General features: G+C 71.8%; 12 protein-coding genes. 3 read left to right on the forward strand and 9 right to left on the reverse strand.

Annotated elements, in window-relative coordinates; translation table 11 throughout:
* The 8 genes from ACZ45T_RS10770 to ACZ45T_RS10805 all read right to left on the reverse strand — a co-directional run bounded on the left by ACZ45T_RS10770 (nt 1) and on the right by ACZ45T_RS10805 (nt 9,507).
* Nucleotides 1-540, reverse strand: a complete 540-nt coding sequence (locus ACZ45T_RS10770) for a flavin reductase family protein (RefSeq protein WP_468439606.1) — start codon at nt 538-540, stop codon at nt 1-3.
* Nucleotides 537-1,031 carry a type II toxin-antitoxin system RatA family toxin gene (locus tag ACZ45T_RS10775; protein WP_468439608.1) on the reverse strand — a complete coding sequence of 165 codons (495 nt, stop codon included), beginning with the start codon at nt 1,029-1,031 and terminating at the stop codon, nt 537-539. Before ACZ45T_RS10775 ends, ACZ45T_RS10770 begins: the two co-directional genes overlap by 4 nt.
* Nucleotides 1,031-2,326, reverse strand: a complete 1,296-nt coding sequence (locus tag ACZ45T_RS10780; RefSeq protein ID WP_468439610.1) for an aspartate aminotransferase family protein — start codon at nt 2,324-2,326, stop codon at nt 1,031-1,033. The genes ACZ45T_RS10775 and ACZ45T_RS10780 overlap by 1 nt, the downstream gene beginning before the upstream one ends.
* On the reverse strand, nt 2,323-3,399 hold the full coding sequence (locus tag ACZ45T_RS10785) for an SDR family oxidoreductase (protein ID WP_468439612.1): 1,077 nt from the start codon (nt 3,397-3,399) through the stop codon (nt 2,323-2,325). The genes ACZ45T_RS10780 and ACZ45T_RS10785 overlap by 4 nt, the downstream gene beginning before the upstream one ends.
* Nucleotides 3,400-3,486: 87 nt before the next feature.
* On the reverse strand, nt 3,487-4,620 hold the full coding sequence (locus ACZ45T_RS10790; RefSeq protein WP_468439614.1) for an acyl-CoA dehydrogenase family protein: 1,134 nt from the start codon (nt 4,618-4,620) through the stop codon (nt 3,487-3,489).
* Nucleotides 4,621-4,885: 265 nt separating this feature from the next.
* Entirely contained in the window at nt 4,886-7,147 is a 2,262-nt protein-coding gene (locus ACZ45T_RS10795; RefSeq protein WP_468439616.1) for an MMPL family transporter, read from the reverse strand.
* Nucleotides 7,148-7,349: 202 nt separating this feature from the next.
* Nucleotides 7,350-8,765, reverse strand: a complete 1,416-nt coding sequence (locus tag ACZ45T_RS10800; protein ID WP_468439618.1) for a sensor histidine kinase — start codon at nt 8,763-8,765, stop codon at nt 7,350-7,352.
* 46 nt (nt 8,766-8,811) lie between these two features.
* Entirely contained in the window at nt 8,812-9,507 is a 696-nt protein-coding gene (locus ACZ45T_RS10805) for a response regulator transcription factor (RefSeq protein WP_468439620.1), read from the reverse strand.
* A gap of 644 nt (nt 9,508-10,151) precedes the next feature.
* Here ACZ45T_RS10805 and ACZ45T_RS10810 point away from each other — a divergent pair.
* From ACZ45T_RS10810 to ACZ45T_RS10820, 3 genes are all read left to right on the forward strand, one after another.
* Nucleotides 10,152-10,385 (forward strand): helix-turn-helix domain-containing protein, encoded by a 234-nt coding sequence (locus ACZ45T_RS10810; protein ID WP_468439622.1) that lies wholly within the window; start codon nt 10,152-10,154, stop codon nt 10,383-10,385.
* 195 nt (nt 10,386-10,580) lie between these two features.
* Nucleotides 10,581-12,737 (forward strand): PIG-L family deacetylase, encoded by a 2,157-nt coding sequence (locus tag ACZ45T_RS10815; RefSeq protein WP_468439624.1) that lies wholly within the window; start codon nt 10,581-10,583, stop codon nt 12,735-12,737.
* Nucleotides 12,738-12,907: 170 nt separating this feature from the next.
* Nucleotides 12,908-13,366, forward strand: a complete 459-nt coding sequence (locus ACZ45T_RS10820) for a hypothetical protein (protein WP_468439626.1) — start codon at nt 12,908-12,910, stop codon at nt 13,364-13,366.
* Nucleotides 13,367-13,398: 32 nt separating this feature from the next.
* Here the strand turns inward: ACZ45T_RS10820 and ACZ45T_RS10825 are convergent, their stop codons facing one another.
* Nucleotides 13,399-14,883, reverse strand: coding sequence for a glycoside hydrolase family 15 protein (locus ACZ45T_RS10825; RefSeq protein WP_468439628.1), 1,485 nt, complete (start codon nt 14,881-14,883; stop codon nt 13,399-13,401).
* Between the last annotated feature and the right edge of the window lie 62 nt (nt 14,884-14,945).

Genomic DNA, 14,945 nt, shown 5'->3' on the forward strand with positions numbered 1-14,945 from the left:
TCAGACGAGGGTGCGGAACGTGCGGTTGTGCCAAAGCAACGGGTGTCCGCCGCCCAGGCCGAGCTGGCGGACTTCGGCCGTGAGGATGGTGTGGTCCCCGCCGGGGTAGGTGGCCTCGACGGTGCACGCCAGCCAGGCCAGCGCGTCGTCGAGGACCGGGAGGCCGCCGTCCACCAGGTGGTGGGCGGTGGCGGCGAAGCGAGCCTCCTGGTCGAGCTGCGGGTCGGCGAACCGCCGGGCGAGATGGGCTTGGTCCTCGCGCAGCAGGTTGACGACCAGCACCCCGGTGGTACGGATCCGGGTCAGGGTGCGGCTGCTGTTGGCCGCGCAGGCCAGGATCATCGGCGGATCGAGGGAGAGGGAGCAGACGGCGCTCGCCGTCATGCCCGCCATCCCCGTCCCGTCGGGTCCGCTGGTGGTCAGCACGGTGACGCCGGAGGGCAGGTGCGCGAGGACGTCCTTGAACTCACGGGCCGTCACCGCCGGCGAAGTGGTGCTTCGTTGGGCGTACGTGGTGGCGCTCGTGAGGGCTCCCGTCACGGTGCGTCCGCTGCCGCCGAGGCGCCGACCGGCTCGGCCTCGGGGGTGGTGAGGGTGATGTGCTCCCCCAGCAGGCCGCGCAGGATGAGGCTGATCGCCTCGACGAGGGCCTCGCAGGCGATCGGGTCGATGATCGCGGCAAGGCTGGGCATGCCGAGGTCGAAGCGTGCGTGGAACCGTACGGTGGCCGTGCCGTCGTCGTGGCCGATGACGCTCCAGGCGCCGTCGAACTGGTCGAAGTCACCCTCGGTCTGGGTGAATTCGATGGTCAGGGTGGCGGCGTCGACGCGGTCGCGTTCGGTCCAGCACAGGATGCCGTTGCGGAAGTTCACCGACCAGTCCGAGTCCATGGTGTCGCCGCCGGTGTCGGTGACGTTCACCTCGCGGACGGCGTCGGTGTACTTCGGGTAGGCGGCGAAGTCCCGCAGCAGTTCGAAGACGTCCGGTGCGGTCGTGTCGGGAATGAGGGCGTCGAGAGTCACCTCGGGCATCAGCGTGTCCCCTTCGTGGAAGCGGTGGTGCGGGCCAGGACGGCGGCCGCGGAAGTGAAGGCGTCGGTGATCCGGTCGACCTCGGCCGGTGTGAGCACTGCGGGCGGGGTCAGACGCACCACTCGTTGGGCGTTGAGGGAGTGGTTGACCAGCAGCCCCGACTCCATGAGGTGCAGGACGAGTTCGCCGGCGGCGCCCTCGTCGCGCATCTCGATGCCCAGGAGCAGGCCACGGCCCCGGATGTCCACCACGGCGCTGCCGAGCACCGGGGCCAGGGCCGAGTGGAGACGGTCCAGCAGGACCGCGCCCAGGGTGCGGGCCCGCTCCACCAGGCCCTCGTCGGCGATCGCGGTGACCGCTGCCGCGGCGGCCGCCATCGCCACCGGGGAGGCCGCGAAGGTGGAGGTGTGCAGGAACGGATCCTTGTCGAACGGCGCGTACGCCTGGGGCGTGGCGACCGCGGCGGCGACCGGGATCACTCCGCCGCTGAGGTTCTTGCCGACCAGCAGCACATCCGGGCGCACCCCCTCGGCGTCGGCGCCCCACCAGGTGCCCAGCCGGCCGAGACCGGTCTGGATCTCGTCGAGGACGAACATCGCCCCGTGCTCGGCGCACAGCTGCTGCACCCGGGTGAGGTAGCCGGCCGGCGGAAGGACGGCGCCGCCCTCGCCCTGCATGGGCTCGAGGATCACACAGGCCGGATCCCCGCCGGCGAGCGCCCGCTCCAGGGCGTCGGCGTCTCCGTACGGGACGTGCTCGGCCGGCAGCAGCGGCCTGAACGGGTCCTGGTACAGCGGCTTGGCCGTGACGGCGAGCGCGCCGGTGGTCTTGCCGTGGTACCCGCCGATCGCGGAGATCAGCCGGTGCTTGCCGTGCGCGCGGGCGAGTTTGATCGCGGTCTCGGTCGCCTCGGCACCGGAGTTGACGAAGTGGACCCGCTCCAGGCCGGGCGGCGTGACGGCGGCGAGCGCCGCCGCCGCCTTCGCGGCGACCGGCTCCAGCAGCAGCCGGGTGGCCATCGGATGCCGGCGGATCTGCTCGATCACGGCGTCCACCACCCGGGGGTGGCGGTGGCCGAGGATGAACACCCCGTACCCGCCGCAGTCCAGGTACTCCTTGCCGTCCGCGTCCCACACCAGGCTGCCCTCGGAGGCGACCTCCATGGCGGCGCCGGTCAGCGAGGCCAGACGCGCCCGGCCCTTGCTCAGGTGGCGGCGGTAGACGGCCAGCACTTCCGCGGTCGAGGCCTCGGCGGGGACCGGGGCGGCCGGGGCGGGAATGGTCAGTTCGCTCATGCCGGCACCCGCTCGCTCGCGAACGCCGGCTCCGGCAGGTCGCGGACCATGCCCTTGGCGCGGGCCATGTAGGCGACCGAGGTCCGCAGCGCGGCCTCCAGGTCCGTCGTGCTGGGGGCCTTCGGGATTCCGGCGAGCTGGCCCAGGCTGGAGGGGAACACGTGCCCGTGGGCGAACAGGGCCGTCATCGCGAGCATGTCGTCGAAGCGGCGGCGCGCCCTGGGGTGCAGGTTCGCGATGAACACCGGACGGATGAGCCGGTCGACCATCTCCGGGCCGACCATGCGCGGCCGCGTCGGGGCGAGGCCGAGGTCGTCCGCGGTGTCGCCGACGACCTGGAGGAGCCGCTCGGTGCTCAGTGCGTTGGCCCCGGCGGTGACCCAGACCTCGCCGTCACGCCGACCCTCGCGGATCAGGCCCGCGATGGTGGCGGCGACGAGGTCCTGCGGTACGAAGTCGACGGGCGAGGCGGCGGGCACCGGCACCAGCGGAAGCAGTCCGCGCAGCAGCCCGTGGATGATCCCGTGCATGCCCTGGAAGGCGGAGATGGCACCGGTGACGGCGTCGCCGATCACCACCGACGGGCGGACGATCACCGCCGGGACTCCCGAGGACCGGACGACTTCCTCGCCGGCGCGCTTGGAGTCCAGGTAGTCCTCGGGCCGCGCGGTGGCCTCGCCGTGGTCCTGGCCGAGCTGTGCCCGGGTCAGGTCGGTGCGGTCCACGAACGCCGTGGACACGTGGTAGAACACCGCACCCGCATCCGCGGCGAGCTGCACCATCTGCCGAGTGCCGGCCTCGTTGAGGGCGTGGGTGGCCTCGGGGCCCATGGAGAAACCGGTGATGGCCGCGCAGTGCACGATGACGTCGACCCGTGAGACGAGACGCCGGTAGGCGTCCGCGTCGAGGCCGAGCCGCGGCGCGGTCAGATCGCCGGCCAGCTGCTCGTCGGCGCCGGCGACGGGGTTGCGGTGGATCAGGGCGATGGTGTGGCAGTCGGGCAGCTGGGGGAGCAGAGCGCTGCCCACGACACCGGACGCGCCGGTGATGAGGACGGTGGGATGGCTGGGCACGATCGAGCACCTCACGGACGGTTCAGCGGACGTACAGGAGTCGAAGCCAGGGGGGAGCGGGGCCGAGGCCCCGCGGGAGGGGCACCCTCAGGGGATACGGAGGGGGGAGGTGCCGGTGAAGAACTCGGTCAGGGGGGTTGCCATGCGGGCACGCGACGGCGGGTGGAAGGACAGCGCGCGACACGCGGAGTTGAGGTAGGCGACGTCGCCGGAGCCGATGAAGGACATGCCGCCCAGCGCCTCGACGCACAGGTCGAGGACCCGGCTGATCGCGTCCTGGGCCGCGTACCGGCACACCAGGGAGCGGGCCAGGGTGTCCTGGGTGACGCCCTGCTGGGTCACCTCGGCGGCGAGCCCTTCCAGCGTGAGGGAGACGGACTCGACGAGGGTCACCGCCTCGGCGGTGACGGCCGCGTTCCCGCGGGGGTTGCCGAGGACGCGCTCGACCAGGGCGGAGACGGCCCCGAGGTAGCTGGCGGTCATGAGGGCCTCGAACCAGACGAAGCCCACGGTCTGCAGCTGGTCCAGCTGCCCGTCGGAGGTGACGTCCGTACGCACCAGCAGTTCGGCCGGTACCTCCACGTCGTCCAGGACGACCTCGTCGCTCTCGGCGCCGGCCAGGATCGGGTTGCCCCAGAACGGCTTGACCGATACCCCGGGGGCGTCGGCGGGGACCAGCGCGAACGCCAGCCGCTCCTCGCCGTCCGGGCCGGGCAGGGGCAGTGAGAGGGTGAGCAGGTCCATGGAGTGGGCGAGGCTGCACGGCTTCTTCGACCCGCTCAGGAACACCTTGTCGCCATCGGTGCGGGCGGTCAGGGACGGGTTGAGGATGCCCTGGCCGGTGCGTCCCTCGGCGAAGCCGGAGGCGAGCAGCAGGTTGTCCTTCGCGATGGCGGCGAGCAGCAGCCACTCCATGCCGTTGTTGGCTGCCGCCGCCTCGACCATGGACGCCACGGAGAAGTGGTGCATCGTGGTCGCCACGGCCAGCGACGGGGAGCGGGAGCCGAGGGCCCGCTGGACCCGCAGGGCGGTCAGCAGGTCCGCACCGTGGCCGCCGTGCTCGGCGGGCACCAGCAGGCGGGGACCGCCGGCCTCACGGAACAGCTTCACACCGGGGCCGCCGGCGGCCTCCAGGTCGACCAGGTCGACCGAGGCGAGCTCCTGGTCCAAGCCGGGCAGCAATTCCTCGACGACGGCACGTTCACGCTGCAGAAAGCGCATGGCCCGGGTCCCCCCACCTGGTAGTTCGACACGTTACTGGCCACTTGGGACGCCACGCGGGCGGATCATTCGGACGTCTCAACGGCACGGCCCACGCTATGAGCCGACGATGCAGGGTCCGTACAGCGGACCTCTAGGTTCCGCTCATGTGTTCGGCATGATCTCCTGTGATGGTCGTTGTACGTGTGACGGCCGTCGCTCGGCGGGGAACGCCGACGGGGCGCGAGCCGTGTCGGCCCGCGCCCCGCCAGGATCTTTCGGTGTGTCAGTCGTGGAGCCCGATCTTCTTGTGCAGCCGGGCGAGCGGCCGTGGGGCCCACCAGTTGGCCCGGCCGGCCAGGCGCATGAACGCCGGGACGAGGATGCCGCGTACCAGGGTGGCGTCGACGATCACGGCGAGCGCCAGGCCGATGCCGAGGAGCTTGAGCGGGGTCACGGAGGACGTCGCGAAGGAGAGCAGGACCGTGGCGATCAGGGCGGCGGCCGCGGTGACCAGCCGTCCGGTGCGCTGCAGGCCCCAGGCGACGGCGGAGACGTTGTCGCCGGTGCGGTGGTACTCCTCCTTGATCCGGGACAGCAGGAAGACCTCGTAGTCCATGGACAGGCCGAAGGCGACGCAGAACATCAGGATCGGCGTGTCGATGTCGAGCATGCCGGTCGGCGTGAAGTCACCGACCAGCCAGCGCAGGTGTCCGTCCTGGAAGATGTAGACCATCGCGCCGAAGGTGGCCGTCAGGCTGAGCAGGTTCAGCAGGATGGCCTTGACGGGGATGAGGAGGCTGCCGGTGAACAGGAACAGCAGAATGATCGTCGACAGCGCGATGATCCCCAGCGTCCAGGGAAGCTTGTCGCCGATGGTGGCCTTGGAGTCCACCAGCAGCGCGGCCTGCCCGCCGACGAGCACGTCGGCCGGAGCCGGCTGTGCGCGCAGGGTGTCGACCAGGTCCATGCCGCGCGGCGAGTAGGGCTCGGTGTCGGACACCACGGACAGCCAGGTGCCCTCGTCGGCCTTGAACCGCTCGGAGGCCGACCCCGGCGGAGCGACCTCGGTGCCCTCGCTGTAGGAGCCGGTCAGGGCGTCGACCCGGGTGATGCCGGGCACGGTGGACAACTGCTTGGCGTAGTCGGTCACCTTGTAGGAATCCGCGACCGGGTCGATGTCGGGCAGGACCACGTTCAGCGGCGAGCCCTCCCGGTTGTCGAACTCCTCGCGCAGAACCTGCGCGCCCTGGTACGCGGGGGAGCTGGCGGGCAGCACACGGTCGTCGCTGTCACCGAACTCCGCCCGCATGAACGGCAGGCCCAGCGCCACCAGGACGGCCGCGACCGCGAGGGCGAACGGCAGCGGCCGCCGCATCACCGCCATGGCCAGCTTGTGCCAGAACCCCGCGGTGTCGGTGCGGGCGGTGGCCACCTTGGCGTTGCGGCGGAAGAGGCGCCTGACGTTGAGGGAGTCGATGCGGTGACCCAGTACGGCCAGCAGCGCGGGCAGCACCACGACGGAGCCGAACGCCGCGAGGAGCACCACGGCGATCCCGGAATAGGCGAAGGACCGCAGGTGGTACATGGGGAAGACGAGCATCGCCGACAGGGACACGGCGACCGTCAGCGCGGAGAACAGCACCGTGCGGCCCGAGGTGCGCACGGATTCGGCGATCGCCTCGTGGACGGTGCGGCCGCGGGCGAGTTCCTCGCGGTAGCGGGTGACGATGAACAGGCTGTAGTCGATGGCCAGGCCGAGTCCCAGCGCGGTGGTGATGTTCACCGCGAACACCGACACCTGCACGACCATGTCGAGCAGCCGCAGGATGACGAAGGAACCGATCACGGCGAAGATGCCGACCGCCAGGGGTGCGCTGGCGGCCACCACGCTTCCGAACACCAGCAGCAGGATGATCAGCACCAGCGGGCCGGACAGCATCTCTGCCCGGTTGAGGTCTTCCTCGCTGAGCCTTTCGACCTCCATGCGCACGGCGGTCACGCCGGTCGCGGTGACCTTCAGGGGACCCTGCTCGCCGACCACCTCCGGCAGGATCCGTGCCGCCGCCTTGCGGATCTGGTCCTCGTCCCCGGCCAGGCGCACCATGATCAGACCGGTGTTGCCGTCCTTCGAGCGGAGCGTGGACGCCTTGTCCAGCGTCCAGTAGGACGCCGCCTGCACCACGTCCGGCTCCTTGGCCAGGCGCTCGGTCAGCGCCGTCGCCGCGCCGGCGACCTCGGGGCTGTCGACGCTGGTGCCCGCTGCCGCGACGAACACCAGGTGCGGGGAGCCGCCCTCGAAGCGGGTGTTGAGCAGTTCGTCGGCGCGGGCCGACTCCGAGCCGGGGACGGTGATGCCGCCCTCCGACAGGCGGCTCTCCACATCGGAGCCGAACGGCACCGCGACGATCAGCGCCGCCAAGGTGAGCAGCAGGACCAGGAGTCTGCGTCGGGCCAGCCAGCGGCCCAGTGCGGCCAAGCCCCTGGGGCGAACCGGCGCTGGGGCCTTGGGCGGCGTTTGACTGCTGACGGTGGACTGGGAACCCACGCTTCCTCCTTGGAGGATGAGATACGAGAAGGGGGATCAGGGAAGCGGCCCGTACGGAGACGCGCAGGAATGGGGGTAGGGGGTCGGAAGACAGGGGCGGGCTGACCTACCGCGCAAGGTGGTACCGGGCGTCACTGTAGAAACGCCCGCTGCAGCGGCCCGGCAGGGATTGTGCAGGGGACGTGCAAGATGGAAGCCAAGATCACCCTCGTTGGATGGGAAGGACGGTGGAGGAGCGGTGCCCGCGTGCCGGAAGGCGCACCTCGGCGTGCAGCCCCCCACCGGGAGCCTCTTCGAGCAGGACCTGACCGTTGTTCACCCGGGCGAGACTGGCGGCGATGGCCAGCCCCAGCCCGGATCCCTCGCCGCTGGCGGCCTTGGCCCCGCGCCAGAAGCGGTCGCAGGCACGAGCCCGCTCGGCAGCGTTCATTCCGGGACCGGAGTCGATGAACTGGACCGCCACCATGGTCCCGTCGTCGACCAGGCGCACCCGGACCGTGGAACCGGCCGGTGACATGCGCAGGGCATTGTCGAGGAACACGTCGAGGATCTGATCGACGGTGCCGGCGACCGCCGACGCGACGAGGTCCCCCTCGCTGTCGATGGTCAGGGTGATGTCCCTGGGCTCCGCCACCAGCCGCCAGGACGCCACCCGTTCCTCGGCGACCGCCAGCACGTCCACGCTCTCGACGGCCTGGGCGCCGGACTCCGCGCGGGCCAGGAGCAGCAGCGCGTTGAGGATGCCGGTCATCCGGTCCACCTCGTCCAGCGCCTGCTCCAGACCGCGACTTCCGTCCGGCTCGATGTGGGGTTCCAAGTTCTCCAGGCGCAGCCGCAGCGCCACCAGCGGTGACCTGAGCTGATGGGAGGCATCGGAGACGAAGGCCTTCTGCACCGTGACCTGGTTCTGGACCTGCTCGGCCAGGTGGTTGAAGGTCTCCGCGAGCACCCGGAGGTCAGGCGGGCCGAGATGGACCGGCACGCGAGCGGTGTGGTCACCGGCGGCGAACCGGCGCGCGGCCGCCTCCAGATAACGTACGGGCCTGAGGATCCAGCGGGCCAGCGGCTCGGCCAGGAAGCCGCTCATCGCGAGGGCCAGGGTCCCGATCACGGCGACCACGGCCCAGATCGTCCACTGCTGAACCTCCAGATCGTCCAGGGACGAGCACACCACGACGACACCGGTCAGTGACTTCTCGTGGATGACCGGCACCGCCACGATCAGTTCTTCGGAGTTCTCGGAGTTCTCCGGCCCCCGCCTGTCGGAGGAGTCGGTGTACTTTCCGTCCAGGGCCGCGCGCACCACCTCGTGCTGCGCGAGTTCCTCGGGCGAAAGCCGGCACAACGCCCCCTCCACCGACTGCCCTTGGGCGTTGTAGACGTGTGCGCGGGCGCCGGTACGGTCCTGGTACTCGGCGATCCGCTGCCGCAGCCCTGCCCGCTCACCACTCTCCAGCGCCTCCACCGCGGTGGGTAACAGCTCACGTGCTTGTGCAGCCCGCGTGTGCGCGAGTTCCCGCAGCGCCTCGTCGCTGCGCTGCAGGGCCAGTGGCAGTCCCAGGACGGTGACCACCGCGACCGGTAAGGCGACCAACGCGGCCACCAGATGACGTCGCACGCCAGAACTCCCCCTTCATCCCGCCCCGGTCACATCGGCCGTCTGGTCACTGCTGGTCGGGTAGGACCAGGCGGAAGCCCACGCCCCGCACCGACTGGATCCACTTGCGACTGCCGAGCTTGGACCGAAGGGAACCGATGTGGACGTCCAACGTCCGGGTCGAACCGTGCCAGTTGGGATCCCAGACCTCGTTGATCAGGTCCTCCCGGGCGTGCACCGCGCCGGCGTCCGTCAGAAGGGCGGCCAGCAGGTCGAACTCACGGCGCGTCAGATGGACCGCAGCTCCCTCCATCTCCACCTGACGCGTCCGTATGTCCACCGACAGCGGCCCGAACAGGCAGAGTTCGGCCGCACCACCGGCGCCGCCGGACGCCTGCGCGGGGGCCGACGCGTTCACCCGGCGCGCCACGGCCTCCATCCGCGCCAATAACTCACGCATGCTGTACGGCTTGACCAGGTAGTCATCCGCGCCCGTCTGGAGCAGCAGCACCCGGTCGAGCTCCTCGGACCGGGCCGTCACCGCGATGATCGGCACGGCCGAGGTCTCCCGGACGCGCCGGCAGACCTCCTGGCCGTCGAGGTCGGGCAGCCCCAGATCCAGCAGTACGAACTCGGTGGACTGCGCGGCCTTCAACGCCTCGGCCCCGCTGCCCACCCAGTCCACGTCGTGCCCGAACCGCTGTAACGCTTCGGTCAGCGCTTCGGCGATCCGTGTGTCGTCTTCCACCACGAGAACCTGCATGTTTCCGTTCCCCCCAGTCGCGAGCGGAGCCGTCCCCCAGACGGCCCGCTCCGACATCGGATGCTACCGATGTGATACGAACGAATGGCGAAACCTGAAAGTAATTGGGCCGTCGAACGTACCCCCACGTCATCGGGTTGCGGACGATGAAAAGCGTGTCTCCCCGGCGCCTTCGGCGGGCAGTGGCCACCCCCGCCGGCGGAGGATGACGCGGCCGGATCGCCCGGCTGCTCGCGGCCGTCGCCCAGCGTGAGCGATCAGTCTCACACACCCGAAACCGGGTGGGGAGGCCCAACTTGTCGGGTGTTGTCACAGCAGGAAGGGAGCGAGCCGGCAGCGTCGGGCCGGCGGCCGCTGCAGAACCTGCGGCAGCTCGTCCTCGTGGCCGCCGGTTTTGCGGCCGGACCGGCCCGGGCCGGGTCGCAAGCCCGGGGCCGGTCGGCGGCCCACACCGGCGGACCCGGGAGGGCCTGGGCCGCGGGCGCAACCACGGGCTGCCTGGTGACCGGCCTGTAGCCGCGCACGCACGGACCGCCTCCCATGACGACCGGCGACCAGGTCCCACCGGGCCGACCACCGGCGTCCATTCCCGCATGCCTGCGACCGTCACACCCGGCGTGCGGTAGTGCGGATCCGCGTCGAGGATGCTTTCCAACTCGGCGGGCTCCACATCGAACACCAGCAGCGCGCCCGAGTCGTCCGCCCAGGGACCCACCACCACGGCCGGCACCGACCTGCTCGGTACGACCCGGGTGACGGTCAGCCGCCTGCTCGCCCGGTTGCGCCGCGACGGTGTGGTCGAGGTCACGCGCCGCACCGTCACCGTGCGCGCGCCGGAGCTCCTCGCTCTGCGCAGCGACCCGCTCAAAGGTCGGTAAACATACGCGAATTGGCACTATGTCCTACTTTGGTGGATTTAGAATAGCTTGCCCCTTGATGGTGTGTCAGTCGCAGACACGTGAGGCATAATCGGCCCCGGTCGTCTCCGGAAGCAGTGGAGCCATCGGGGGGCTGACTGACCTCTGACCTCCCGGGCACCTTCCCGCACCGGATCGATCCTCAAGGCGTTCTAGATGTCCCTGGCCAGGCGCACCCGCCTCGCGGCCTCGCTCGCCGCGCTCGCCGCGTTCTCCGTCGGCGCCGTCGGCGCGACGACCTGGGCCTACGGGTACGCGACCGCGCAGCCGCCGGCCGCCCCCGCTCCCGCCTCCGCGCCCGGCGTCCGCGCGAGCGTGACCGAGGGCTCGGTCCTCCAGGTCGTCGCACATCCCGATGACGACCTCTTCTTCATGAACCCCGACCTGAGCCGTTCCATATCGACGGGCATCAAGGTCACCACCGTCTACCTGACCTCCGGCGAGGCCGACGGCAGGAACGAGGCCCACAGCCCGCACCTGGAGGACGCCGCGCGTCCCGCCGACCGCGCCGCCTACGCGGAGGCCCGGCAGAACGGCATACGGGCCGCCTACGCGGAGATGGCCACCGGTCTGCGCACCAGTGCCTGGAAGCGGACGTCCATACCCACCGTCGGCGGGGGGAGCGCGGAGATGGACGTGCTCGTCGCCAGGCCCGAGGTCAACCTGGTCTGGATGCAGCTGCGCGAGGCCCGCAGCATCTCCGATGACAACCCGGACAGCCTCCGCGGCCTCTGGGACGGCCGGATTCCCGCACTGGGCGCCCAGCTGACCTCCGGGACGCCGGTCAAGGGCTCGTTCTCGTACACCAAGGACCAGGCGATAGACGCCATCGCGAGCGTGTTCGCGAGGTACCGGCCGACCACGATACGGACGCAGGACCCGACGCCCGGCAGGGCGGAGGGCGGCGGCGCCTTCCTGGACCACCAGGACCACATGTACGGCGCCCGCTTCGTCCAGGCCGCCGCCGACCGTTACGCGAAGTCCACGAGGCGGCCGCACTTCTCGGTCCAGAACTACGTCAGCTACCCCAACAGCTCGCTGCCTCCGACGCTCGACCCGCGGACGGCCGAGGAGAAGCTCGGCTACCTCAAGACCTACGCCTGGATGGACCACCAGGACTGGTGCGGCAGCCCCGCCGGCTGCGGCGACCGCAAGACCGCGACCCGGCCCGCGGGGGCCGGCTGGAGCCAGACCATTCGCTACAGCCGGGGCGAAAGCACCTCCTGGATGACCGAGGGTGTCTCCGGCGGGCTGTGGGCCTTCGCCGTTCTCGACGGCCGGATGGCGTACTGGTCGCGCGGCGGCCCGCAGGCCCCCTGGGAGGGGCCCCTGTTCCTCCCAGGCGGTGGCATCGACACGGGTGCGACGACGGTCCGGCTGCCCGACGGCAGGATCGCGGTGTTCGCCACCCGCACCACCCTGGGCGCGGCGCCGCAGGACTACGGCCGCGACCTCGTGTACGCCGTCCAGGACACGGCCGACGGCACCTTCGGCCCGTGGCGGTCGCTGGGCACCCCCGACACGGCGGACAGGTCGGGCACCTCGGCGATCAGCGGACCGGCCGTCGCCGTGGACCCGGCGGGCCGCATGACCGTATATGTACGCGATTCCCGGCGTACGCTGCGCGCCCGCGCGCAGGAGACCCCGGCCGGCGCGTTCGGCGCGTGGCAGGCTCTGGGCGGCTCCGGTCTCCAGGGCGATCCCGTCACCGCGACCGACCGGTCGGGGCGGCGTCACGTGTACGCGGCGACGGCCGGCAGCGTGCAGGTCTGGGTCCAGCGCACACCGGACGCCCCGCTCGGCGGCCCCGTCCCGACCGGGCTGCCGTCGACCACGGGCCCGCTGTCGGTCAGCCCGGAGGGCGACGGCGTCCGCCTGTACTTCCGTCGGCCCGGCACGGGCACCGTCGGCACGAGCCTGGCCGACGCGGGAGGGCCCGCGCCGACGTTCTCCCCGGTCGCGGAGACGGGCGGCCGGGCGGGCTACGGCGCTGTGGGCGTCGCGGGCCGGCTGCTCGCGGGCCGGGCGGGCGCGGGCACGGTCAGCGTGGGCGGCACGGACGGTCCGCCGTCCTGGCTCGAGTCCCAGATGCTGTACACGGGCGCCCCGGCAGGCGTGGCCGAGTCGGTCGGCAGGTCCGTCGCGGCCGCCCTCGGCCTGGACGCCGAGCTGCACGTCACCACGGTTTCGGCGGGGTCGGAGCCGTTCGGCAGCGGCTCTCCCTCCCCGTGGCACCGGGCGGTCGGCCAGCCCGGGACGACGGCGCCGGCCGGTCGCACGGGTCCGGCCTCCGCGGCGTCGCGGCTGCCGTAGGGGACCGGCCCCGACCGGCCCCGCGGCGCACACCCCCGGGCCTCCGGGTGGCAGCGCGGATCGGGGCGGGTGAGGATGCGGGCAGACCACGTCGCGTCCGGCGGCGGTCGCCTCCTCACCCACGGACGATCGGGGCTCGCATGATCCCCTCCCTCATATCGAACAGGCGCGTGAGATCGGGAACGATCCGCGCGGTGGCCTCCCTCACCGTCCTCGCGGCCTGCGCCACCGCGTGCAGGAACGACGCCGTGCCGGCATGGGGGTACCCGGAGCTCAAGGCGACCTTGCAGTCGTTTTCCCGGGCGCTTGACGAGGAGTGCGACGAGACGACCCCTGCGAGCTGCGTGGACGATCTCGACCGGCTGGGCACGCTGGCGGCGGCCGCCTTCGGCGAGGTGCTCGACCACGAGCTCCTCGACGCCGGATACGTCGAGGCGATGACCGCTCTGGACAGAGCGAGGGCACTGCGCGTCGCCGCCGAGGCAGAGGCTCGGGCACGGCGCGATCCGCACCACCTCCCGTTCAGGCGTGCGGTGGAGGCGGAGAGGCGCGCGTACGAGCGCCTCCTCGCCGCACTGCGGAGCGTCCGCACCGCTCCGCCTCCCGGTGACGGGATGCAGCCCGTCTGACGCGCTGCCCGGCCTGATCGACAAGACACCCCCTAGCGCTGCAAGGGCGGTGTGGGGAGCGGCCTGCCGTCCAGTGCCAGGAGGGCGAGGACGGCGATCGCACCCGTCCAGGCCAGCGGGGCGACCGATGAGGGATTGCCCGCCTTGTCCACTTTCTCAGGCAGCTCGCCGAGCGAGTTCCGCTTGGACAGGACCCAGTCCAGCACCTGTCCTGCCTTCGCCGTCCTCCCCGTGCCGGCCCATGCGAGGGCGAAGAACGAGGTACTGGGCGTCCAGGCGGCTCCGCCCCAGGGGGCCGCGGGGTCGTTTCCGGGGCTGAGGCCCCCATTGGGCAGGAGCAGGGCCTTGTACGTGACATCGAGCGCTCGGGGAAGGTCGGCCGGGGCCGCGTTGAAGGGCGGCGCCATGAACGCCACCGCGCTGTCATGCCCGTGCCGCCCGTCGACGGTGCGCTGATATCCCAGGGGTGCGAACTTCGTGGAGATGCCCGCCCGGAGCCGCAGGCCGGCGCTGGTCCAGCGTGCCGCGTCGTCCGGTCGGTTGAGTTCCCTGGCGAGGTCCGCGGAGGCGCCCAGCCCCGCGAGCAGCGGAGCCGCCGTACCGATGTTCGCCGTGGTCGTCGCCAGCTCCCAGTAGTCGGGGGAGGCCGGGGGCAGCCCGTCCGCCCGCAGCGAGGCCGCCGCGCGGTCGGCCGCCTTGCGGATCATCGGGTAGAGGCCGGTCAACCGGGCGTGGCGGGTGGCTCGGGGCGCCGCCTGGTACCACTGCCAGGTGGCCCAGGGGACCCAGCCGTTGGCGTCGAGCTGCCACCGTCTGCCGTCGGGCGGGCCGGATCCGTCGAGTTTCGTCCGCGCGTCCCAGGTGCCGTCCTTGCGCTGGGTCGATGCGCTGTAGAGGAGGATCCGGTAGGCCTCCGTGTCATGGCCGGTGTGCGCGAACGCGGCCGAGGCGAAGCTGGAGTCACGCGGCCAGCTGTACTTCCAGCCGGCGGTCCATCCCGCCGCCAGGGCGCCGTTCGGCTGCAGCAGGGCGCGCATCGCCAGGAGGGCCCGCTCGGCCGCCGCACGCCGCTCGGGGGTACCGCCGGGGATCGTACCGGCGGCCAGCCAGGCGCGGCTCTGCGTGATCTGCAGCCGGGCGGCCGGATCGTCGGGGGCCACCACGGCCGACGCCGTCCGGCCGGCGGGGAGGTACTTCCACCGGCCGGACGGCAACCGCAGCACGTTGCTCTGACGGACGTACCGCGCGCCCTTGGCGCTGAACGGGGAGATGCCCTCGGCGGCGGTCGTGTTGGAGAGGAGCCCGACGGTGGGGACCGCCGGCAGCGACATCGCGGCGTAGCTGCCCTCGGCATCGCCACGGCTCTGGTGCCCCACCGGACTGACGAAGAACACCGGCCGCTCTTCACCGGAGGGCCGGCCGGCAGGGCGCCCCGCGGCACCCGGGGGGAAGGCGACGGTTGCCAGAGACGTCGTGATGAGCGCCCAGCGCACGAGCAGCACAGCGGGCAACGGCAACCCCACTCCTTCCAGGGGGCTCCCTGCGCGGACCCCGGAGCTTCCATGCTGGAACAGCTGTG

This window comes from Streptomyces sp. NPDC030995 (genome assembly GCF_055571215.1).

Coding starts and splice junctions, on each gene's coding strand:
- ACZ45T_RS10775 (WP_468439608.1), bottom strand. CDS start 1,031: ATGCCCGAGGTGACTCTCGACGCCCTCATTCCCGACACGACCGCACCG.
- ACZ45T_RS10780 (WP_468439610.1), bottom strand. CDS start 2,326: ATGAGCGAACTGACCATTCCCGCCCCGGCCGCCCCGGTCCCCGCCGAG.
- ACZ45T_RS10790 (WP_468439614.1), bottom strand. CDS start 4,620: ATGCGCTTTCTGCAGCGTGAACGTGCCGTCGTCGAGGAATTGCTGCCC.
- ACZ45T_RS10805 (WP_468439620.1), bottom strand. CDS start 9,507: ATGCAGGTTCTCGTGGTGGAAGACGACACACGGATCGCCGAAGCGCTG.
- ACZ45T_RS10810 (WP_468439622.1), top strand. CDS start 10,152: ATGCTTTCCAACTCGGCGGGCTCCACATCGAACACCAGCAGCGCGCCC.
- ACZ45T_RS10815 (WP_468439624.1), top strand. CDS start 10,581: ATGTCCCTGGCCAGGCGCACCCGCCTCGCGGCCTCGCTCGCCGCGCTC.